This window comes from Kribbella antiqua, from assembly GCF_004345665.1.
In the GTDB taxonomy this organism is placed as follows: Bacteria; Actinomycetota; Actinomycetes; order Propionibacteriales; family Kribbellaceae; genus Kribbella; species Kribbella antiqua.
On the sequence record NZ_SLWR01000005.1, the window covers coordinates 130,499 to 152,346 of the forward strand.

At 67.8% G+C, this 21,848-nt stretch carries 15 protein-coding genes; 5 read left to right on the forward strand and 10 right to left on the reverse strand.

The features are described 5' to 3' along the window. Positions 1–3: 3 nt before the first annotated feature. The 3 genes from EV646_RS15920 to EV646_RS15930 all read right to left on the reverse strand — a co-directional run bounded on the left by EV646_RS15920 (position 4) and on the right by EV646_RS15930 (position 4,740). Positions 4–435, reverse strand: coding sequence for a Fur family transcriptional regulator (locus EV646_RS15920; protein ID WP_132149177.1), 432 nt, complete (start codon positions 433–435; stop codon positions 4–6). 9 nt (positions 436–444) lie between these two features. Beyond that, the gene (gene topA / locus EV646_RS15925) at positions 445–3,207 is read right to left on the reverse strand and encodes a type I DNA topoisomerase (protein WP_132149179.1); all 2,763 of its coding nucleotides are present in this window, start codon (positions 3,205–3,207) and stop codon (positions 445–447) included. A gap of 201 nt (positions 3,208–3,408) precedes the next feature. After that, entirely contained in the window at positions 3,409–4,740 is a 1,332-nt protein-coding gene (locus tag EV646_RS15930; RefSeq protein ID WP_158290969.1) for an alpha/beta hydrolase family protein, read from the reverse strand. A 158-nt stretch (positions 4,741–4,898) separates the two neighbouring features. Between EV646_RS15930 and EV646_RS15935 the strand changes: the two genes are divergently transcribed. Together EV646_RS15935 and EV646_RS15940 are read left to right on the forward strand one after the other, a co-directional pair. Beyond that, the gene (locus tag EV646_RS15935) at positions 4,899–8,537 is read left to right on the forward strand and encodes an NPCBM/NEW2 domain-containing protein (protein WP_132149183.1); all 3,639 of its coding nucleotides are present in this window, start codon (positions 4,899–4,901) and stop codon (positions 8,535–8,537) included. Positions 8,538–8,901: 364 nt separating this feature from the next. Then, the gene (locus EV646_RS15940) at positions 8,902–10,344 is read left to right on the forward strand and encodes a DUF7059 domain-containing protein (RefSeq protein WP_132149185.1); all 1,443 of its coding nucleotides are present in this window, start codon (positions 8,902–8,904) and stop codon (positions 10,342–10,344) included. Here EV646_RS15940 and EV646_RS15945 read toward each other — a convergent pair. Both EV646_RS15945 and EV646_RS15950 read right to left on the reverse strand, forming a co-directional pair. Then, a complete protein-coding gene (locus EV646_RS15945) occupies positions 10,341–11,903 on the reverse strand; it encodes a GGDEF domain-containing protein (RefSeq protein WP_132149187.1) in 1,563 nt (520 codons plus the stop codon). The two genes, EV646_RS15940 and EV646_RS15945, sit on opposite strands and share 4 nt — an antisense overlap. Before the next feature lie 18 nt (positions 11,904–11,921). After that, complete coding sequence (locus EV646_RS15950) at positions 11,922–13,478, reverse strand: GGDEF domain-containing protein (RefSeq protein WP_132149189.1); 1,557 nt, start codon at positions 13,476–13,478, stop codon at positions 11,922–11,924. Positions 13,479–13,618: 140 nt separating this feature from the next. On the opposite strand from EV646_RS15950, the gene EV646_RS40835 reads away from it, so the two are divergent. Genes EV646_RS40835 through EV646_RS15960 form a run of 3 tightly spaced genes read left to right on the forward strand, consistent with a single transcriptional unit; the run spans position 13,619 to position 14,919 of the window. Next, positions 13,619–13,852, forward strand: coding sequence for an LLM class flavin-dependent oxidoreductase (locus EV646_RS40835; protein WP_199236998.1), 234 nt, complete (start codon positions 13,619–13,621; stop codon positions 13,850–13,852). Beyond that, positions 13,807–14,178, forward strand: a complete 372-nt coding sequence (locus tag EV646_RS15955) for an LLM class flavin-dependent oxidoreductase (RefSeq protein WP_199236999.1) — start codon at positions 13,807–13,809, stop codon at positions 14,176–14,178. Before EV646_RS40835 ends, EV646_RS15955 begins: the two co-directional genes overlap by 46 nt. A gap of 9 nt (positions 14,179–14,187) precedes the next feature. After that, on the forward strand, positions 14,188–14,919 hold the full coding sequence (locus EV646_RS15960) for a leucine-rich repeat domain-containing protein (protein ID WP_132149191.1): 732 nt from the start codon (positions 14,188–14,190) through the stop codon (positions 14,917–14,919). 71 nt (positions 14,920–14,990) lie between these two features. On the opposite strand, the gene EV646_RS15965 is transcribed toward EV646_RS15960, so the two are convergent. The 5 genes from EV646_RS15965 to EV646_RS15985 form a co-directional block, all read right to left on the reverse strand. Then, on the reverse strand, positions 14,991–16,181 hold the full coding sequence (locus EV646_RS15965) for a cytochrome P450 (RefSeq protein WP_241996020.1): 1,191 nt from the start codon (positions 16,179–16,181) through the stop codon (positions 14,991–14,993). Between the two features lie 390 nt (positions 16,182–16,571). Next, complete coding sequence (locus EV646_RS15970) at positions 16,572–17,357, reverse strand: DUF2785 domain-containing protein (RefSeq protein WP_132149193.1); 786 nt, start codon at positions 17,355–17,357, stop codon at positions 16,572–16,574. Positions 17,358–17,502: 145 nt separating this feature from the next. Then, positions 17,503–18,261, reverse strand: a complete 759-nt coding sequence (locus tag EV646_RS15975) for an ABC transporter permease (protein WP_132149195.1) — start codon at positions 18,259–18,261, stop codon at positions 17,503–17,505. A gap of 1 nt (position 18,262) precedes the next feature. Then, on the reverse strand, positions 18,263–19,261 hold the full coding sequence (locus tag EV646_RS15980; protein WP_132149197.1) for an ABC transporter ATP-binding protein: 999 nt from the start codon (positions 19,259–19,261) through the stop codon (positions 18,263–18,265). Between the two features lie 279 nt (positions 19,262–19,540). Further along, positions 19,541–21,844: a sodium-translocating pyrophosphatase gene (locus tag EV646_RS15985; protein WP_132149199.1), complete on the reverse strand. Its 2,304-nt coding sequence runs from the start codon at positions 21,842–21,844 to the stop codon at positions 19,541–19,543. Between the last annotated feature and the right edge of the window lie 4 nt (positions 21,845–21,848).

Here is a 21,848-nt window from a genome sequence, read left to right on the forward strand (position 1 = left end):
CGGTCAGCCCTGGCACTCCTTGCAGACACCGATCAGCGCTACCTGCTCGGGAGCCAACTGAAAGCCGAGGTCGCGCTGGACCTTCTTGCGGGCGGTCTCGAGGATGTCGCCGGGCGCGTCGTACACCGTCCCGCACTCGGAGCAGCGCAGGTGCAGGTGGCGGGGCGCGAGGTCACCGGCCAGGTGGTACGTCGTACCGGCGCGGCCGAGGTGGACGTGGATGACCAGGCCGAACTCACCCAGGGCGTCCAGGGCCCGGTAGACCGTGGCGCGGTGGATGCCCGGGCGCAGCTCCTCGGCCCGCTCGCCGATCTGCTCGGCGCTCAGATGCTCCTCGGTCCCCGCCAGCACCTCGACGACCGCGAGGCGGGCGGGGGTCACCCGCTCGCCACGGTCCCGCAGCCGCTGCGCGGTGACCTCGACCGCACTCGTCACGTGCGCCCCCTAGGACTTCTTCGCCGCCGACTTCTTGGCCGTCGTCTTCTTGGCGGCAGTCTTCTTGGCGGCGGTCTTCTTGGTCGCCGCCGTCTTCTTCGAAGCAGTGGTCTTCTTGGCCGCTGTCTTCTTGGTAGCGGTCTTCTTCGCCGGCGCCTTCTTCTTCACCGGCCCGCGAGCCCGCTTGTCCGCCAGCAGCTCCGCCGCACGCAGCAACGAGATGGTCTCGACCGAGTCGTCCTTGCGCAGCGTCGCGTTCGTCTCCCCGTCGGTGACGTACGGACCGAACCGGCCCTCCTTCACCACCACCGGCTTGCCGGACTCCGGGTCCTCACCCAGCTCCTTCAGCGGCGGTGCGGCCGCCCGGCGACCACGCTGCTTCGGCTCCGCGTAGATCTTCAGCGCCTCTTCGAGGGTGATGTCGAACATCTGCTCCTCGGACGACAGCGATCGCGAGTCCGTGCCCTTCTTCAGGTACGGCCCGTACCGCCCGTTCTGCGCGGTGATCTCGTCACCGGAATCCGGGTCCTTGCCGACCACTCGCGGCAGCGACAGCAGCTTCATCGCATCGTCGAGGCTGACGCTCTCCAGCGTCATCGACTTCAGCAGCGACCCGGTCCGCGGCTTGGCGCTCTTCGGCGCGTCCTCCGGCAGCACCTCGGTCACATACGGACCGAACCGCCCCGCCTTGGCGACCACGCGATGGCCGGTGTCAGGCGCCGTACCGAGCTCGTGCTCCACGCCCGACGGTTGAGCCAGCAGCTCCTGGGCCTTGTCGACGGTCAGCTCGTCCGGAGGCAGGTCCTCCGGCACGTTCGCGCGCCGCTCGTCCTTGTCCTCGACGTACGGCCCGTACCTGCCGACCCGGAGCACGATGCCGCTGTCGTCACCGCCGACCGGGAACGTCGACATCTGCCGGGCATCGATGTCGCCCAGGTCGTTCACCATCGAGTGCAGGCCCTCGAGGTTGTCGTCGCCGAAGTAGAACCGGGACAGCACGCCCTCGCGCTGCAGATCCCCGGCCGCGACCTCGTCGAGCACGTCCTCCATCGTCGCCGTGAACGCGTAGTCGACCAGCCGGGTGAAGTGCTCTTCCAGCAGCCGCACCACCGCGAACGCCAGCCAGGCCGGCACCAGCGCCTGGCCCTTCTTGTAGATGTACCCGCGGGCCACGTTCGTGCCGAGGATGGTGGCGTACGTCGACGGCCGGCCGATCTCCCGCTCTTCCATCTCCCGGATCAGCGTCGCCTCGGTGTAGCGGGCCGGCGGCTTGGTCTCGTGCCCGGAGGCGAGCACCTCGACCGCGGGCAGCACGTCGCCCTCGGCGACATCCGGCAGCCGCGTCTCCTGGTCGTCGGTTCCCGCCGACGGGTCGTCCGCGCCCTCGACGTACGCCTTCAGGAAGCCGTGGAAGGTGATCACCCGGCCGGACGAGGTGAACTCGCACTTCTCCCCGGTCGAGGCGGTGGCGTCGATCTTGATCGAGACGCTGCGGCCCTCGGCGTCCTTCATCTGCGACGCGATGGTGCGCATCCAGATCAGCTCGTAGAGCCGGAACTCCGCACCGCTCAGCCCGGTCTGAGCCGGGGTCTGGAAGACCTCACCGGCCGGCCGGATCGCCTCGTGCGCCTCCTGCGCGTTCTTCACCTTGGAGGCGTAGACCCGCGGCTTGTCCGGCAGGTACGACGCGCCGTACAGCTCCCGCACCTGCGCCCGGGCCGCGGTGATCGCGGTGTCGGACAGCGTGACCGAGTCGGTACGCATATAGGTGATGTTGCCGTTCTCGTACAGCCGCTGGGCGATCTGCATCGTCTGCGAGGCGGACATGCCGAGCTTGCGGCCGGCCTCCTGCTGCAGCGTGGTGGTCCGGAACGGCGCGTACGGCTTGCGGGTGTACGGCTTGGAGTCGATCGACCGGACGGTGAACTGCGAGTCGCGCAGCGCGGACGCCAGCGCGGTCGCGGTCTCCTCGTTCAGGTGGACCGTGTTCTGCCCCTTCAGCTCACCGATGGAGCTGAAGTCGCGCCCCTGAGCGACCCGCCGGCTGTCCACCGAGACGAGCCGGGACGGGAACTGCCGGGGCGACCGGCCCTCACCGGCGTCGAGGGTGGCGTCCAGATCCCAGTACGACGCACTGCGGAAGGCGATCCGCTCGCGCTCCCGGTCGACCACCATCCGGATCGCGACCGACTGGACCCGGCCCGCCGACAGCTTCGGCATGACCTTCTTCCAGAGCACCGGCGAGACCTCGTAGCCGTACAGCCGGTCCAGGATCCGCCGGGCCTCCTGGGCGTCGACCAGCGCGTCGTTGATATCCCGCGCGCTGCCGACCGCGTCCTGGATCGCCTTCGGCGTGATCTCGTGGAAGACCATCCGCTTGACCGGGATCTTCGGCTTCAGCTCGTCCAGCAAGTGCCAGGCGATCGCCTCGCCCTCACGGTCCTCATCTGTCGCCAGGAAGAGCTCGTCGGCGCCCTTGAGCAGTTCCTTCAGCTTGCGGATCTGGGCCTTCTTGTCGGCCGGGACGACGTACAGGGGGTCGAAGTGGTCCTCGACGTTCACGCCGAGCCGGGCCCATGGCAGTCCCTTGTACTTCGCCGGGATCTCGTCCGCACCACTCGGGAGGTCACGGACGTGACCGAAACTGGACTCCACCACGTACCCGGACCCCAGGAAACCGGCGATCATCCGCGCCTTCTTCGGCGACTCGACGATCACCAGCGATGTCTTCGTCCCTGTTGCCCCTGCCACTGCGCTCCTTGCCCTAGCCATTCGTCATGCCGACAACGCCCGCGATCGGACGTCTGTTCCCCCGGGCACAGACCGACCCCGTCCGAGGACAGGGTACGGCCGACGGCAACGCATTTCTCAACGCACGGTAACCGCTCGGGCCCCCTCTACACCTCCCAGGCTTCCAGAAAGTATCCGAAAACCCCGGCCACCGCGCGTCGCATCGTGGCGTGCGTCACAACCTCAGCGGGCGAACCGGACCTCCGGGAACTTCGGCGAGTCGCCCCGGAGAAGGAATTCCGGCCGCCTGCGCAGCGCCTGGTCGAAGAAGGCACCGATGTACTCGCGCTGGGCGTAGAGGCTGCGGTAGGGCTGGACCGACCCGACCAGCGCGATCATCACCGAACTGATGATCGGGTCCTCGCCGTAGATCGCGCGGAACACCTGGTCGAAGACGAACTGGAAATCGGTGAACGCCTTCTGCTTGGCCCCGGTCAGCTCGAGGTTCGCCTTCCAGCCGCGCTGGGCGTCCCAGAAGCCGGCCCAGGACTTGTCGTAGCCGTCCTTCCGCGGGTCGGTCCGCTGACTGTTGTCCGAGCCGAACAGCAGGAACGGCTGGTCCAGCCCTTTCCGGGCGACCTCGCCGAGCGGCCCCTTGGCGCGATCGTCCTGCAGGGTGCCGTCCAGGTTGAGACCGGCGCCGAAGCGGTCGTCCTCGAGCAGCGTGTTCGCGGTCGCGTAGCCGCCGAGTGAGAAGCCGAACATGCCGACCTTGTCCAGGTCGAGCCCAGCACCGAGACCCGGCGGCAGATCGTTGCCCTCGGCATCGGGATTCTCTCCCCCGGCGATCCGTTCGAGCTGGTCCAGGACGAACCGCGCGTCGGCGGTCCGGGTCTGCATCGCCGTGCGGGTGAAGGCCGGATCCGGCAGCTGATCGGCCGGCACCCCAGGCAGGAACCGGCCGCCCGGGAACTCGACCGGCGTCTCATGGGTGTGGTCCATGGTGACCACGACATAGCCGCGACTGGCCAGGTCCTCGACCTGCGACGTGTTCACGAACCGGCTGTACTGATAGCCGGGCGAAAACAGTACGACGGGATGCGGCAGCGGCTGCATCGGCGCGTCGACCCGCGAGTTCGTCTGGGTGTGCAGGAAGTCGAACGTGCCGGTCGGCAAAGCGAGCCCGTACTCCCCCGTCCACGCGTCGTCGACCTCGACCGCCGTACGGGCCGGCATGTATTTCGCGTACGGCGCCGAGCCGACGACCGACGCGGGATACCAGAGACTGATCATCAGCTCGCGCTTGCCGCTGGGCATGGTCGGGTCCGGCCGGGACCGGTCGACCAGGTGCAACGCGGTCGTCCCGAGCGCCTTGCGGCCGGTCGGCGGCGGCAGCAGGAACTGCACCGGGTGGAAGTTCGGATCGTCGGCGGTCCGGATCCGGTCCGGGTCGAGGGGAACGGCCTCGGCGAAGCCTGGGGCAGCCAGCGCGAGACCGGCGGCCAGGCCGGTGGTCAGCACACCACGCCTGGTGACGGTGTGACTGGTGAGGCTGGTGGGTCGACTGTTCGCCATGCGACTCATCGTCACCGCCGGGCTTCACTCCGTGATGGCGACACTGTTCCAACTTCATCACGGCGCGAGCTGGTGACAACCGGGCCACGGTGAGCTTCAATGACCGCATTCTGTTCATAGATGCGTGAAGTGAGGCACTCGTGAGCATCTTTGTCCGCATGAAACGTTCAGTAGTCGCCATAGCGCTGGTTGCCGGCGCTCTTGTGCAAACCACCGGTCCGGCGCGAGCCGACATCACCACGCTCGGTGACATCACCGGGTTCTCCGCCGACAAGGCGACGTACACCCTCACCGCGGGTGCGGCGAAGGTCCGGGTCGCCTTCCTGAAGGACGACGTGTTCCGGCTGTGGATGGCGCCGGACGGGGGCTTCACGGATCCGGCGAACACCGGTGAAGGCTCCAACATCGTCAGCAAGACCGACTACGGGACCCCGAGCACGTCCTGGCGCGACCGCGGCGCGTACTACTCCCTCACGACCGGAAAGATCGAGGTCCGCGCGCAGAAGCACCCGCTGAAGTTCTCGCTCTACCGGTCGAACGGCCAACTGGTCTGGGCCGAGACCGCACCGCTGTCGTGGGACGACACCTCCACCACCCAGTCGCTCGGTCGCGGTCCGAGTGAGCAGTTCTTCGGCGGCGGTATGCAGAACGGCCGCTTCTCCCACCGCGACCAGACCATCAAGATCTCCCGCGACTTCAACTGGGAGGACGGCGGCAACCCGAACGCTTCGCCGTACTACATGAGTACGGCGGGCTACGGCGTACTGCGGAACACGTTCAGCCCCGGCAGCTACAGCTTCACCGCACCTGTCGCCACCACGCACGACGAGAAGCGGTTCGACGCGTACTACTTCGTCGGCGACCTCAAGACCTCGCTGGACCGCTACACCGAGCTCACCGGCCGCCCGTTCATGCCACCGATCTACGGACTCGAGTACGGCGACTCGGACTGCTACAACCGTGGGCACTACGGCGTCGACCCGGACCCCAGCAACGACTGGAAGGTCCACCCGGACAAGGTGACCACGCTGGACGCGGTGAAGGTCGCCCAGCGGTTCAAGGACGAGGACATGCCAGGCGGCTGGATGCTGGTCAACGACGACTACGGCTGCGGCTACTCCGACAACACCGACTTCGAGCAGGTCGACGGGACGTGGTGGGGCAAGCGGGAGATCCCTCCGCTCAAGCAGACCGGTGACGAGCTGCGCAGCCGCAACATCCAGATGGGTCTGTGGACGCAGTCTTCGCTGGACCGGCAGCCGGCTGAGGTAGGCGAGGCCGGAGTCCGCGTGCGCAAGCTGGACGTCGCCTGGGTCGGCCCGGGCTACCGGCACGCGCTGACCGCCTGCGACACCGCACATGGCGGGATAGAGCAGTACAGCAACGCCCGTGGCTTCGCCTGGATGGTGGAGGGCTGGGCAGGTGCGCAGCGGTGTGCAGTGCAGTGGACCGGCGACCACAGCGGTTCGCTGGACGCCATCAAGTGGCAGATCCCGGCCATCACCGGCTCCGGCAACTCCGGTATCGCCTACAGCGCCGGTGACGTCGACGGCATCTTCGGCGGCTCGGCCACGTCGTACGTGCGGGACATGCAGTGGAAGGTGTTCAACCCGGCCTTCATGACGATGTCGGGCTGGGCCACCCCTGCGATCAAGCAGCCCTGGGCGTACGGCGATCCCTACACGTCGATCAACCGCAAGTACCTCAAGCTGCGCGAGCGGCTGCTCCCGTACTTCTACACGTACGCCGCCGAGGCGCATCGGACCGGTGCACCGCTGAACCGGTCGCTGGTGCTGGAGTACCCGGACGACCCGAAGACGTGGGACGACACCACGAAGTACGAGTTCCTGGCCGGCAATGAGTTCCTGGTCGCACCGATGTGGAGCGCCGACGAGGTGAAGAACGGCATCTACCTGCCTGAGGGGCAGTGGATCGACTACTGGACCGGCCGGGTCTACCAGGGTCCGACGACGGTCAACGGCTACCACGCTCGGCTGGACACGCTGCCGCTGTTCGTGAAGGCGGGCGCCGTCGTACCGATGTGGAAGTCCGGGATCAATTCCGCCGCTGAGCAGGCTTTTGGCGACCCGCTCACTGTCGACATCTACCCGGAGGGCAAGTCGTCGTTCACCCTCTATGAGGACGACCGGGTGACGCGTGCTGCTTCCTCGGCGCAGCAGGTCTTCGCGGTCGACGCACCTGTTAAGGACCGCGGTGATGTGACGGTGAAGATCGGCGCCAGCGTCGGTACGTACGCCGGCAAGCCGACAGCACGCCCGTACGAGCTCACCGTCCACACCGGCACCGCGCCGCGCGAGGTGACCGTGGACGGCCGAAAGGTGCCGTGGACTTACGAGAACGGCGTCATCCGGGTGAAGACCGCGCCGATCTCCACCGCACGCACCGCAGTCGTCCAGCTCATCGGTACGTCGTCCGTCGGTGGCGGCGCGGCTGTCTCGAACACCTTCGGCACACCCGAGCTCACCACTCCCTCGCTGTGGAGCGCACCCGGCCAGCCGACCGAGGTCACCGCGACCTTCCGCAACGACAGTACGACGACCATGCGCAACGTGCGCTTGGACGTGAAGGTGCCGAGCGGTTGGTCGGTCAGCGGCCAGAACACCTTTGCCACCGTGGATCCTGGCAAGACGATCACGACCAAGCTGCAGGTGACGCCCGGTGCCGACGTGAAGCCGGCCAGCTTCACCCTGCAACTGGAGGCCGCCTATGTTGCCCAGGGCAATAACTACACGAATAGCGCCTTCGCCACGGCTCAGTTGCCGTACGCATCGTTGTCCCAGGCGGCGAATGTGGTCGGCATCAGCGACGCGTCGACGTACGCCAAGGGCAACTTCGACGGTTCCGGCAACAGCTTCAACGGCGAGGCACTCGCCGCGGCCGGTTACACGCCCGGCGCAACCGTGAACGTCCAAGGCGCCTCGTTCACCTGGCCGAGCGGAGCACCCGGAACGCCCAACCTGGTGAAGAATCAGCCCGCACCGATCCTTGTCTCCGGCACCGGTTCGCATCTGGCTTTGCTCGGCGCCGGCGCGAGCCTCAATGCCCGCGGCACGGTGACGATCATCTACACCGACGGCTCGCAGTCCCAAGGCACCTTCCCGCTACCCAACTGGTGCTGCCAGGACCCGACCACCGGCGGCGCGAAATTGGCGGTCTCGGTGAAGGGCCGCTACACCCAGGCAGGCCTCAGCAACACCACGACCGACTACCGCGTCTTCTACACCGCCGTACCACTGGACCCGGGCAAGACGGTCAAGGCGATCAAACTCCCCGGCGGCGGCCTGGGCTTCTTCGCCGCGACCATCGCCAACAAACCGTTGCCACCGGCACCTACCGGTCAACCGTGGGTGAGCGACCTGGAGTTCCTCGACTCGACCAACGGCTGGGGCCCGGTCGAACGCGACCACAGCAACGGCGAGGACGGCGCCAACGACGGCGGCCCGATCACCCTCGACGGCGTGCAATACGCGAAGGGACTAGGCACCCACGCACCCTCGTCCGTCAGCGTCCGGCTGGGTGGGAACTGCAGCACCTTCACGGCAAAGGTCGGCGTCGACGACGAGATGGAGGACCGCGGCAAGGTCAGCTTCAAGGTCGCCGCCGACGGCGTGGTCAAGCAAACCTCAGACCTACTCACCGGCACCTCACCCACCGCCAACGTGTCGGTGGACGTCACCGGCGCCCAGACCCTAACCCTCCAGGTCACCGACGGCGGCGACGGCATCACCAGCGACCACGCCGACTGGGCAGACGCCAAACTAACCTGCAACCCCTGACCCAACACCACCCCCTCGCGGGCCTGCCGGGCGAACCCTCCAGCTCAGGGGTCAACCTCTGAGCTGGAGGGTTGCCTACTGAGAATCTGAGCGGGCAACCCTGCATCTGAGTGGTTACGGCGTCGTGCCCGGCTTGTGCACGGTTCGACCACGACACGCCGCCACGCGATGGTCGAGCGGTGCACAAGGTCACCACCAGCCGGGCATTCACCCCGAGGTACCCACACGGACCGGGCGGACCGGGGAGTCGGGCTTGTCGAATCAGGTGTTGTCCCTTGCCCCGCTGTAAGTTCACCGGCACAAGGGACCACCTCGGGGGAGAACGGGTGGCGTTGCCGGGGTGGGGTGGTGCGAGGATGGGGGGATGAGTGAGCTGACGGGGGACGTTGTGGACGCGCTGCGCAACGCATTCGAAGCGGCCGAATACACCGTCGAGGGGGTTGCCGATCGGCTCGGCGAGCAGGCCAACGGTGCGCTGGATCGCAATGAGACCACTCTCGCTGGCCGGCATACCGCCTCAGGCGACGACCTCGATACGATGATCCGGCTGTTCCTGCTGCAGCGCGCCGTACCGGAATCCCTTGTTTCCAAGGCTTTTCCTGGCCTGGATTTGGTTGCTCTAGGCATCATCGCCGTTGAAGGCGGGTCGGCGCGGGCGGCGTTGGACATCCGGCCGTACGCCGAGGACGACCAGCAGTGGTGGGTGGTCGCGGACCTGACGCCGGGGCTGGACGGGCGGCGTGAGCCGATGCGGCCGGACTACGTGCTCGGGATCGCGCCGGCCAGCCTGAGCCTGGTCAATCTGACCGTGCCGATCAAGGCCGAGCGAGCGCTCGACATCGGCACCGGCTGCGGGATCCAGGCCCTGCACCTGGCCGGACGGGTCAACCAACTCGTCGCGACCGACGTGAACCCGCGGGCGCTTCAACTCGCCCGGTGGACGGCCGCGCTCAACCGGATCGACCTCGACGTCCGGGCAGGCAGCTTGTTCGAACCGGTCCGCGACGAGCGGTTCGACCTGATCGTGAGCAATCCGCCGTACGTGATCTCGCCTGGCGACGGACGGTTGACCTACCGCGAGACCGGGCTCGCCGGTGATTCCCTCGTCGAGCAGCTCGTCCGGCAGGCGCCGTACCACCTGACCGATGGCGGCTGGTGTCAGATCCTCGCCAACTGGACCTGTGTCCGAGGCGAGGACTGGCGCGACCGCATCGCCGGCTGGACCGGCGACCGGTCGGCCTGGGCTGTGCAGCGCGAGCAGCTCGACCCGTCCGAGTACGTCGAGTTGTGGCTGCGCGATGCGGGTCTGCACGGCTCGCCCGAGTACACAGCGAAGTACGACGCCTGGCTGCAGTGGCTCGACGGGCAGGACGTCGAGGCGATCGGCATGGGCTGGATCACCCTGCACAACGTCGCGGGCACGCTGGAGGCCGAGGCGTGGCCGTACGAGATCGAGCAGCCCATCGGCCCTCACGTACTACGCCGCTTCGAACGCAACGAAGGCATCCCAGACGACCTGACCGGACTGCACCTGACCGTCGCCGAAGACGTGATCCAGGAGACGACCGGCGCACCTGGCGCCGAAGACCCGGCGACGATGGTGCTGAGGCGCCAGCGCGGCCTTCGACGCGCCGAGCAGGTGGACACCGTTCTTGCCGGCCTCGTCGGAGCCTGTGACGGCGACCTGAGCGTCGGACAGATCCTCGCCGCCCTCGCGGACCTCCTCGACCGTCCGCTCGAGGACATGTTGCGCGGCTACCTACCGGACGTCAGACGCCTTGTCGTGGAAGGTTTTCTGGACTACTAAGCGCGTCTGCGCCGACGCTTCTCGGCGTACATGCGCCGGTCCGCCTCCGTGAGCAGCTCGCCGACCGCCGTACCGTCGGTGCTGCTCGCCTGCCCGATGCTCAGCCGCAGCATGGCGAACCACGGCTCGTCGGACGTCGCAGCCACCCGGTCCGCAGCCGCCCTGATGCGCTCGACCAGCTCCCGCGACCCACGCTCGTCCGGCTTGTCCAGTACGACGACGAACTCGTCACCACCGGCCCGCGCCACCACGTCCTCGGCCCGGCACTGCTCGGTCAGCAAGTGCCCGACCCGCCGTAGTACTTCGTCACCGAAGGCGTGTCCGTAGCTGTCATTGATCACCTTCAGGTTGTCCACGTCGATGGCGATCACCGCCACGGACCGGCCCGCGTCGTGCGCGACCGACATCCGCTCGTCCAGCGCACGCCGGTTACCCACACCAGTGAGCGGATCCTCCCGCGCGGCACGCCACTCCGCGTCGTGCCTGATCGAGAGCTCGTGGTTGGCCAGTGCGCTCCGTACGGCGTACAGACCACGCAGCCGCTCCGCCCACCACCCTCTGGTGATCGCCCGCGCATACTGCAGCCCAGTGAGCGCTCCAGCGTCGCCAGACGCCGCCACGATCTGCACAGCCGTGTGCCGGACCAGTGCCTCGACCGGCGGATCAGATGTCAGTGGCAGATCACTCCCCGCCCGGTGTGCAGCCTCAATCGCGTCGTCGAGCCGCCCCACTGCGGCGTACGCCTTGGCCAGGTAGGTCCCCGCGATCGCGGCCAGCTCCAGGTCGCCCAGCTTCGCCAGCTGGTCACGGCAGTCCCTGAGGACTACTGCGGCCTCGGCAGCGTCGGTGTCGTCGTCACTGGCAGCCAGCCACATCCGCCCGGCGATCGGCCAGTATCCGAGCAGGTCGGCGTGCATGATCACCTCGACCGCCTCACCCGCCCACCGGTGCGCCTCCCGCCGCCGCTCCCGGATCTCCTCGTCGTACGACGTGTCACCCAGCCGCTCGAGCTCATGCGCCCAGCGGAGGTTCGACTCGGCCAGGTTGAGCCGGTTGATCGCCGGCGCCTCCGCCAGCCCGAGCGGGTCGTGATCCCCTTCGGCCGCCAGCTCGAAGTGCGGGATGCACAGCTCGTAGAGCCTCAGCAGGTCGTAGGCGTAACCGAGGCCGGTGTGCGCCCAGCCGGCCAGGCCGAGGTCGCGGGTGCGGGAGAGGGCGTTCTCGGCGGCTACCAGGTCGGCGACCGAGTCACCGCCTTCGCCGGTGCGGATCAGGGTGACGATCCGGATCGCGATCGCGTTGGCCTCCCAGCCCGGCTCGTTGATCGCGCGCGCGACGCGGATACAGCTGTCGACCGCGTCCAGCGCCTCGACCGCGTCGGTGCCGTGGTGCGCCGCGACGGCACGCACGTACTCGGCAGCGGCCCGTTCCGGGCTCGGTTCGGTCCCGAGCTCGGTCAGCAGCCGGCTGATCGCGAGCGCGGCCTCAGCCGGACTGCCCGATTGGGCAAGCGTCATCGCCGCCGCGATCCGCGCGGTCACCCCCGACGTCTCGCGCACCCCTTACCCCCTGTCGCCTCACCGCCTGCGGCGTTTGTCGTCGTACAGGCGACGGTCCGCGGTGGCGATCAGCCGCTCCACCGGCACACCCTCGGCCGTGGCGGCGTAGCCGATGCTCAGCCCGAGCCGCCCGAGCCAGGCCTTCGGTGTCGCCGCCGCGATGGCCGTGACCGCGGTCCGGATCCGGTCGGCGAGTTGCGCACCGCCCTTGGCGTCCGGCTGATCGAGCACCACGAAGAACTCGTCGCCTCCCGATCGAATCACGGCATCCGTCGCTCGCGCCTGTTCTACCAGCAGATTTGCCACAAGCTGCAGCAATTCGTCCCCACAGGCGTGCCCGTAAGTGTCGTTCACCACCTTCAGATCGTCTACATCGATGGCCAACACGGTCACCGCCCGCCCCGAGTCCCGGGCCGCGGTCAGCCGCTCGTCCATCGCCCGGCGGTTCCCCACCCCGGTCAGCGGATCCTGCCGCGCCGCATGCCACTCGGCGTCGTGCCGTGCCGACAAGTCATGGGTGGCAAGCGCATGCCGTACGGCGTTCAGCGCCCGCTGCCGCTCCCGCCACCAGGCGCGCGCGACCGAACGCGCGTACTCCAACCCTGCAACGGCTCCCGGCTCTTGGGACGATGCCGCGAGTACCGATCTGGTCTGCAACACCAGCAGATGTGTGGCCGGATCCGCCAACGGAATCAGGTCGTCCTCCGCCCGCTCGGCCGCCGCCTGCGCCTCTTCCGGGTCGCCGTGGGCTTGCAGAGCCCTGGCCAGGTAGGCGCCCGCGATCGCGAGCCGCTCGGTCTCGCCCAGCTTGCTGATCTCGTCGCGGCACTCGGTCAGCTCACTGACAGCCGTGGCCGGATCCTCCGTGGTGGCCGCCGCCGCGAGCCACAGCCGCGCGCTCAACCGCCAGAAGTCCTGGCTCTCGTCGTCAACGACCACGCGCTCCGCTTCCCGCGCCCAGTACGCCGCGGATCCCAGCCGCTCCTGGATCTCCCGCTCGTACGACGGATCGCCCAGCCGCTCGAGCTCATGCGCCCAGCGCAGGTACGTCTCGGCCAGGTTCAGCCGGTCGATCGCGAGCGACTCGGCCAACTCGAACACGTCCGCCTCGATCTGGGTGGCGAGCTCGTAATGCGGAATGCACAGTTCGTAAAGGCGCAGGACGTCATACGCGTAGCCGAGCCCGGTGTGCGCCCACGAGGTGAGCCCGGCGTCCTTGGTCCGGCTCAACGCGTGCTCGGCCGCGACCAGGTCCTTGACCGTGTCACCACCACGACCACTCCGGGCCAGGTTGATGATCCGGATCGGCAGCGCGTTCGCCTCCCACCCCGGCTCGTCGATCGCCTTCGCCACGGCAATACACGCATCCACCGCTTTGAGCGCCTCGTCCGCATCACTCGCATGATGAGCCGTCACTCCACGCACATACTCAACCGCGGCCAACTGATAACTCGGCACCCCACCAAGCTCAGCCCGAATCGCCTCGATCTCCGCCGCCGCAGTCGCATGCCCACCCGACTGAGCCGCTGTCATCGCAGCAGCGATCCGGGCGGTGAGCGCATCACCCGTCCCCATCACGCCACTACCCATACCCGCCGGCGGCCTTCCCTGATCCCCACCCGCATCTCGGGCCGGACCGCCCATTGTGACCACCCACCCCCACCCCTGTCACGACCCGATCCAGCCACCGACCCCTCTGTGCCAGGTTCGAGGGGTTGTATCTGCCGGAGCATGTGGTGCTGTATCGCGGGGCGACGTTTGGTGGGGTGGAGATGCCGGCGACGTTGCCGTACGGCGATCCGCTGGACATGCTGGCGTTCGTTGCGGCGGCGACTGAGCGGATCCTGCTCGGCACGGGGGTGTTGCTGTTGCCGTACCACCATCCCGTGTACTGGCGAAGCGGTTGGCGACCATCGACGTACTGTCGAAGGGTCGGATGCGGCTGCTGACGGTCGGCCTTGGCAGTCTGCCGGGCGAGGCTCGGGCGACCGGGGTCGACTTCAGGACGCGTGGTCGCCGTACGGATGAAGCGATCGAGGTACTGCGGTTGCTGTGGTCCGGCAGCGCGGACGGGGTCAGCTACTCGGGTGAGTTCTTCGCGTTCGAGGATCTCGTCAGCTTCCCCAAACCGCTGGCTGACCTGCCCATTCACATCGGCGGTTCGAGCCGGGCGGCGGCGCAAGGTGTCACCCGCCTCGTGGTCAGTACGTCGAGCGCCGATCCCGCCGAGCAACGCGACCAGCTATCGGCCTTCGCGGAACGCCACGGGCTCTAGGATGAGGCGATGGCTCGTCACACCATCAACCTCGGTGGCACCGGCATCAGCTCGATCGACCCAGCTATCCGCGAGCGCACCGGCGTGCGCGAGCTGTATCTCCACGAGAACCAGCTCACTGCACTACCCGACTGGCTGGGAGAGTTCACCGAGCTCCGGATCCTCGATCTCAGTCACCAGCCGCTGAAAGCACTCCCAGACTCTCTCGGCCGGTTGAAGCAGCTCGAGTTCCTCTACGTGAGCGACCTCGAGATCGCCGAGCTGCCGGAGTCGCTCGGAGACCTCGCCTCGCTCACCTACCTCGGCGCCACCGACAACGGCCTCACTGCCGTACCGGCGTCACTAGGACAGCTCACCCGGCTCATCGAGCTCCGCCTCTACGGCAACCACCTCACCGAACTCCCCGAAACGTACGGCGACCTCCACGCACTCCGGGAGCTACACCTGGACCGCAACGCCATCGAGCGGCTACCCGCGACCTTCGACCGCCTCACCGAACTCCGTGTGGTCAGCCTGAGGGCCAACGCGCTCACCGAGTTCCCGGTCCAGCTCAGCCGACTCCCACTCCTCCGGCACCTGGACCTCCGAGCCAACCACCTGGACACCCTGCCCGACCTAGGCCCCGACGCCTTCCCAGCCCTCGAGAAGCTCGACCTCCGCTGGCTAGACCTCCCCGTCGTCCCCGAATGGGTCCACACCCTCCGCCACCGAGGCTGCGCCATCTACCGAACCGCGGCCTGACGCCATCGACCGTGACCTCCGCGCCGCCGGCAACCGCTCGCCGACAGCAAATCGGTCAGCTCACGCGCACCTCAGCCGGCGACCTGCTGAGTGTCGGCGGCATGTAGCTGCACTGGGAGGGACTCGACGCCGTACACGATGGAGAAGTCGCGGAAGCGGAGTTGTTCTTCGGGGACGGCCAGGGAAAGGTCCGGGAAGCGGTGGGCCAAGGCGGTGAAGGCGGCGCGCAGCTCCATCCGGGCCAGTTCCGCGCCGACGCAGCGGTGCATGCCGTGGCCGAAGGCGAGGTGCGCAGCCGGTGCCCGCTGCGGCCAGAACTCCTCGGCGTCGGCGCCGAAGACTGACTTGTCCCGGTCGGCGCCGGACAGCGACACCGCGACCAGGTCGCCCTTCTTCACCTGCTGGCCGAACAGCTCCTGGTCGTGCCGCGCGAACCGTGGGAACGCGACCTGTACGACGGTCAGATACCGCAGCAGCTCCTCGACGATCGCGTCGACCGCGCCCGGCTCGTTCCGGATCCGCTCGAAGTTCTCCGGGTCGCGCAGCAGCACCAGCGTGCCGAGCGCGAGCATGCTCGCGGACGTCTCGTACCCGCCGAGGAACACCCCGTCGGCCAGACCGCCGAGCTCGATGTCGTCGATGTCGTCACCCTGCTCGCGGATGATCGAGCCGATCAGCCCGTCTCCCGGGTTCGCCCGCTGCTTACGGACGATCTCGAAGAGGAAGTCCCGCGACTCCGAAGCCGACCCGAACACCCCGATCCCGCCGCCGGACAGGTCGAACCGGGCCGGTCCGAGCGCCCGGAACCGGTCGCGGTCGGACTCCTCCACCCCGAGCAGGTCGGCGATCAGCAGGAACGGCACGTTGAAGGCGAAGTCGGCGACGATGTCGACGACCGGACCCTTCGCCTCCATCAGGTCCAGTTGGTCGTTCACGATCTTCTCGATCACCGGCTCCAGCCGGGCCAGCCGGCGCTTGGTGAACTCCGGAGTCAGCAGCTTGCGCAGCCGGGTGTGGTCCGGCGGATCGGTGAACCCGAGCCCGCCGATCCCCTCCGACGGCTTGTTCGGGTCCGAGCCGACCAGCGGCCGGATGTCGTTGCTGAAGTTCGCGGTGTCCGCGAGTACCGACTTCGCCTCCGCATGGCCGCTCACCACCCACACGTTCAGCCCGAACAGATGGGCCAGTTTGTGCACCGGCTCGACCTCGCGCACCTGACCCAGCTCCGGGACCGGGTCCACTCCCACGCGACGCAGCGGCATCGAAACCTGACGTGGGACAATCCGCATCTTTGACAGGTCGAGACCACCCCTGCGGGTGGTTCTGTTCAAGATCCGGCTGCCGACCCATCTCTTCAGGTATGTCGCAACCATGACTTCCACGCGCCCTCTCTGAACTGCTACCCCCGACGGCTTTCGTCAGTCAAAAGCTAACCTCGCCAAGGACCAGATCTGATGGTGTTGGCACTACTGCGGTAGTGGCGTTGGCACCACCATGGGAGGGGTTGCCACGGTATTGCCAGCACAGACCTTGTCACGGACAAGGCCTCCACTTCCACCGGAACTCACCTGTACCGTGCCCTGGACCGGGACGCGACCGTCCTGGGGGAATTCCCAGGGGAACCCGCGACGAAAGTCGGATGCGGCCCTACCTCAGAAGTAGTACGGCGTGACGATCCGCACCACCTCCACGATCTTTGTCTTGACCAACTCGCGGTGCGGAACCTCGACCACCTCGCCGACGCGGACACCATGATCGACCAGCAGATACAGGACCCGCAGCGTCCGGATGGTGTTGGTGACCTCCGGTGTAATGCCCTCGACAGGCGGATTCGACAGCTGGCGGACAGCAGGATCCAGCCACTCGACGGCATCGGCTTCGGAGAGGTCGGCGCGGGTCAGGGTCGCGGCTAGAGCGCGACCGAGCCGGTCGTCCTCCATATCGCGCAGGACGTACGACGTTGGTGTCAGCAGGCGGCCGATGCCGAGCCGGAGCATCTGGACGGGTTCGACGGCTGGATGCAGCCCGAGGGTGCCTAGCAGGTCGCTGCCGTGGGCAACGGCGTGCAGCCAGCCAAGTTTGGCGTCGTGTCCGCGGAGGTCGCCTTCAGCGACGTACCAGCGCTCGAACGGCGGCACCCAGCTCGGCTCGAAGACGCCGGCGGTGACGATCGAGTCGAGGATGAGCGGCGCGAAGGTCCGGGCCTGGATCTCGTCGTCACCGAACCGCGGCACCATCTCGTTGCCCAGGGCGCGGAGCTGATCGGCGGAGAGCACCCCAAGGTCGATCCAGGACGCGAGCGTCGAGTACGCCTGCAGGTCGCGGATCACCGGATCAGGCGAGCGCAACATGCCGGACAACTCGGCGACGAGCTCAGTGAGCGGCCGATTGGCGGGTACGGCGAAGTCATCGGCGCGCACCCGCGCCCAGTCGGTCATGCAGCGTAGGTTAAACGCTTGCCGGAGCAAAGGGGAACGGCCCGTGGATCACTCGATCCACGGGCCGTAGCGGCCAGGACCCCTCAGCCCGGCCGGGTGTGCGTCCCCGGCCAGGGCCCCTCAACCTCGGCCGGGGTCGTCTTCATCAGGCGTCGCGCTTACTCGCCGAGAACAGGGCGATCGTCAGCAGCACCGCCGCCCAGCCGGCGAAGTACAGCAGGGCCCACCACGGACCGAGCGCGTAGTTGCTGCCGACATCGCCGGCCAGCCCCGCGTCCTGACCCTGGTTGATGAACGAGCTGGCGTTCGAGAACGGCGCCCACTTGTTCAGGTCGTCGCCGACCTTCGGGATGAGCTGGACCAGGTTCTCCAGCAGCAGCGGCCAGAGGATCAGGATCGCGATCGCGCCGGCGCTCTGCCGGATCAGGATGCCGACCGCCACCGCGATCACCGCGGACAGCGCGAACACGAGTCCTTCACCGGCCAGCAGCCGCCACTCGGCCGCGGTGTCGATGGCCAGATCGGCGCTGCCGGCGAACAGCGAGCCGACCAGCCAGCCGCCGAAGGCCGCGATCAGGCCGATCACACCGGCCAGGAAGGACACCACCGCGGTCTTGCCGAGCAGCAGCGCGGTCCGCTGCGGAACGGCCTGGAAGCTGGTCCGGATGGTGCCGAAGCGGTACTCCGTGGTGACCGCCAGAGCGGCCATCACCATCATCACCATCTGGCTGATCTGGACACCCGGCTGGGTGATGAAGATCGTCGCCTGCTGCTCCTCGGTGCTGTTCAGGAAGGCGGTGGTCAACGCGGCGAAGCCGATCGTGAGCACGGCCGCGACGACCATGCACCACCACGGTGAGCGAGTGGAGAAGAGCTTGATCCGCTCGACTTGGATCACCGACATGTCAGTTGTCCTCCTTCGGCCCAGCGGCCACCTCTGTGCCGGACGGCGCCGGAAGGTTCACGTCTGCGACGTGAGCGAGCTCGTCGTGTGCGTGGTACTGGACCGAGTCACCGGTCATCTGCATGAACGCCTGTTCCAGCGAGCCGCGCTGCAGGGTCAGCTCGTGCAGCACGATGCCGTGCGCGGCGGCGGTCTCGCCGATCTGGTCGGTGGTCAGCTCGCCCTCGGCGAACAGCACCTTGCCCTGGTCCTCGAAGTCCTCGATCCGGGTCACGACCTGCTGCTGTTGCAGGATGCCCTGCAACTGGTCGAGCTGCGGCGTACGCACCTTGACCGTCGTACCGCTGGCGCGGTCGACGAACTCCCTGGTCGAGCTCTGCGCAATCAGCCGGCCGCGGCCGATGACGATCAGTTCCTCGGCGGTCAGCGACATCTCGGACAGCAGGTGGCTGGACACCAGCACGGTCCGGCCCTCGGAGGCCAGTTTCTGCATGAACGTGCGGATCCAGACGATGCCCTCCGGGTCGAGGCCGTTGACCGGCTCGTCGAAGAGCAGGATCTCCGGGTCGCCGAGCAGCGCGCCGGCGATGCCGAGCCGCTGCGACATGCCCAGCGAGTAGGCCCCGGCCCGCTTGCCCGCGACCGAGGTCAGGCCGACCATCTCGAGCGCCTTGTCGACACTCGACTTCGGCAGCTTGTTCGACGCGGCCATCCAGGCCAGGTGCGACCGCGCGGAGCGGTTCGGGTGGACCCACTTGGCGTCCAGCAGCGCGCCGATCTTGGTCAGCGGCTGGTGCAGGTCGCGGTAGTGCTGGCCGTCGATCCGGACGTCGCCCGCGGTCGGGGTGTCCAGGCCGAGGATCATCCGCATGGTGGTCGACTTGCCGGCGCCGTTCGGGCCTAGGAAGCCGGTCACCTTGCCGGGTTTGACCGTGAATGACAGGTTGTCAACGGCAACCGTTTGGCCGTATCGCTTGGTGAGGCCCTGTGCCTCGATCATCGCCGTACTCCTCGTTGGGTGGCGCGGTTGTGTCGGTGGTCGACTTCAGTATCGAGGTCCGACCGGGCCAGAACATCGGACCCGGGGCGGATCCGGTGTGTCCACCCGTGGGTTGATTCTGCCGCCGGTACGGACCGGACGGCCATCGGTTATACCCCTGACCGCAACCCCGACGATCCCCCATCCGGGCATCGGCTCGCATCAGCCGAAAGTCGACTCTCAGGTGACCAAAGAAGAAACGGCCCGCCGAAGCGGGCCGTTTCAACTTCAATAGAACTTTCAGGCTGCTGCGTTCACCTCGGCCGGGGTGTCGGCGATGACCGACTCACGGCGCTTGGAGACGATCACGGCCGCGGCCAGGATCACCACCGCCGCGAGGGCGATGCCGATCCGCAGCGGAGTGTTGGTGTCCTCGCCGATCGTGGACATGCCCACGACGGCCGGGGCGATCAGCACCGAGACCAGGTTCATCACCTTGATCAGCGGGTTGATGGCCGGACCGGCGGTGTCCTTGAACGGGTCACCGACGGTGTCACCGATGACGGTGGCCTCGTGCGCGGGCGAGCCCTTGCCACCGTGGTTGCCGTCCTCGACCAGCTTCTTCGCGTTGTCCCAGGCACCACCGGAGTTGGCCAGGAAGACCGCCATCAGGGTGCCGGACGCGATCGCACCAGCCAGGTAGCCGGCCAGCGCGGAGGCACCGAGGCCGAAGCCGACGGCGATCGGCGCGGTGATCGCGAGCAGACCTGGGGTGGCCAGCTCACGCAGCGAGTCGCGGGTGCAGATGTCCACGACCTTGCCGTACTCCGGCTTGCCGGTGCCCTCCATGATCCCGGGGATGTCGCGGAACTGGCGACGTACCTCGTAGACGACCGCGCCGGCGGCCCGGCCGACGGCGTTGATCGCGAGACCGGAGAACATGAACACCACGGCGGCACCGATGATGATGCCGACCAGGGTGGACGGGTCGAAGACCAGGGCGTCCGCGTTGAACGCCGCGTCACCCGCGTCGTTCAGCACCGCGTAGATCGAGTCCGTGTAGGAACCGAACAGCGCGGTCGCGGCCAGTACGGCGGTGGCGATCGCGATGCCCTTGGTGATCGCCTTGGTGGTGTTGCCGACGGCGTCCAGCTCGGTCAGGATCTGGGCCGCCTCGCCGTCCACGTCTCCGGACATCTCGGCGATGCCCTGCGCGTTGTCGGAGACCGGGCCGAAGGTGTCCATCGCGACGATGACGCCGACGGTGGTGAGCAGACCACAACCGGCCAGCGCGATCGCGAACAGCGCGACGACACCCGAGCCGCCGACCAGGAAGGCGCCGTACACGGCTGCCGCGATCACCAGTGCGGTGTAGACGGCAGACTCGAAGCCGACCGAGATACCGGACAGGATGACGGTCGCGGCACCGGTCAGCGAGGTCTTGCCGACGTCCTTGACCGGCTTGTCCTCGGTGCCGGTGAAGTAGCCGGTCAGGGCCAGGATGATCGCGGCCAGCACGATGCCGATGAGCACCGAGACGGTGGCGATCAGCCGTGGGTCGCCGTCGTGGGCGGCGATCGTCTCGGTGGCGCCGGTCAGGTCACCGAAGCTGCTCGGCAGGTAGACGAACGCGGCCACCGAACACAGCACCGCGGAGATGATCGCCGAGATGTAGAACGCCCGGTTGATCGTGCGCAGACCATTCTCACCGGTCCGCGGCCGGGTCAGGAAGACGCCGATGACCGCGGTGACGGCGCCGATGGCCGGCACGATCAGCGGGAAGATCAGGCCCTGCTCGCCGAAGGCGGCCTTACCCAGGATCAGCGAGGCGACGAGCATCACGGCGTACGACTCGAACAGGTCGGCCGCCATACCGGCGCAGTCACCGACGTTGTCGCCGACGTTGTCGGCGATGGTGGCGGCGTTGCGCGGGTCGTCCTCGGGGATGTTCTGCTCGACCTTGCCGACCAGGTCGGCGCCGACGTCGGCGGCCTTGGTGAAGATGCCGCCGCCGACACGCATGAACATGGCGAGCATGGCGGCACCGAAACCGAAGCCCTCGAGCACGGTCGGGGCGTCACCCTTGAACAGCAGTACGACGAGCGCGGCGCCGAACAGGCCGAAGCCCACGGTCGCCATACCGACGGTGCCGCCGGTCCGGAACGCGACCCGCATCGCCGGGTCGCGGCCCTCGTCCCGGGCGGCCGCGGCGACCCGGACGTTGGCGCGCGTCGCGAGCCACATGCCCAGGTAGCCGATCAGCGCGGAGAAGCCCGCACCGACCAGGAAGAAGACGGACCGGAAGATCTTCAGCGTCGTCTCGTTGTCGCCGTCACTGTGCGCGGGCAGCAGGAACAGCAACAGGAACGCGACCACGGCGAAGACCGACAATGTCCGGAACTGCCGGTTCAGGTAGGCCGATGCGCCTTCCTGGACCGCCGCGGCGATCGTCTTCATGTTCTCGGTGCCATCGTTCGCGGCAAGCACCTGGCCCCGGAAGACCATCGCAATGGCGACCGCGAGGACCGCGATCACTCCGACGACGATCACCAGTGTGGTGTTGCTCGACGAAAGATCCACCGCTTGTGCAAGCAGCGCGGACATCCGT

What these genes read in the sequence shown, in the direction of transcription:
- topA (WP_132149179.1), bottom strand. Translation starts at nt 3,207, where the DNA reads ATGGCTAGGGCAAGGAGCGCAGTGGCAGGGGCAACAGGGACGAAGACA.
- EV646_RS15930 (WP_158290969.1), bottom strand. Translation starts at nt 4,740, where the DNA reads ATGGCGAACAGTCGACCCACCAGCCTCACCAGTCACACCGTCACCAGG.
- EV646_RS15935 (WP_132149183.1), top strand. Translation starts at nt 4,899, where the DNA reads ATGAAACGTTCAGTAGTCGCCATAGCGCTGGTTGCCGGCGCTCTTGTG.
- EV646_RS15940 (WP_132149185.1), top strand. Translation starts at nt 8,902, where the DNA reads ATGAGTGAGCTGACGGGGGACGTTGTGGACGCGCTGCGCAACGCATTC.
- EV646_RS15950 (WP_132149189.1), bottom strand. Translation starts at nt 13,478, where the DNA reads ATGGGGACGGGTGATGCGCTCACCGCCCGGATCGCTGCTGCGATGACA.
- EV646_RS15960 (WP_132149191.1), top strand. Translation starts at nt 14,188, where the DNA reads ATGGCTCGTCACACCATCAACCTCGGTGGCACCGGCATCAGCTCGATC.
- EV646_RS15965 (WP_241996020.1), bottom strand. Translation starts at nt 16,181, where the DNA reads ATGCCGCTGCGTCGCGTGGGAGTGGACCCGGTCCCGGAGCTGGGTCAG.
- EV646_RS15970 (WP_132149193.1), bottom strand. Translation starts at nt 17,357, where the DNA reads ATGACCGACTGGGCGCGGGTGCGCGCCGATGACTTCGCCGTACCCGCC.
- EV646_RS15975 (WP_132149195.1), bottom strand. Translation starts at nt 18,261, where the DNA reads ATGTCGGTGATCCAAGTCGAGCGGATCAAGCTCTTCTCCACTCGCTCA.
- EV646_RS15980 (WP_132149197.1), bottom strand. Translation starts at nt 19,261, where the DNA reads ATGATCGAGGCACAGGGCCTCACCAAGCGATACGGCCAAACGGTTGCC.
- EV646_RS15985 (WP_132149199.1), bottom strand. Translation starts at nt 21,844, where the DNA reads ATGTCCGCGCTGCTTGCACAAGCGGTGGATCTTTCGTCGAGCAACACC.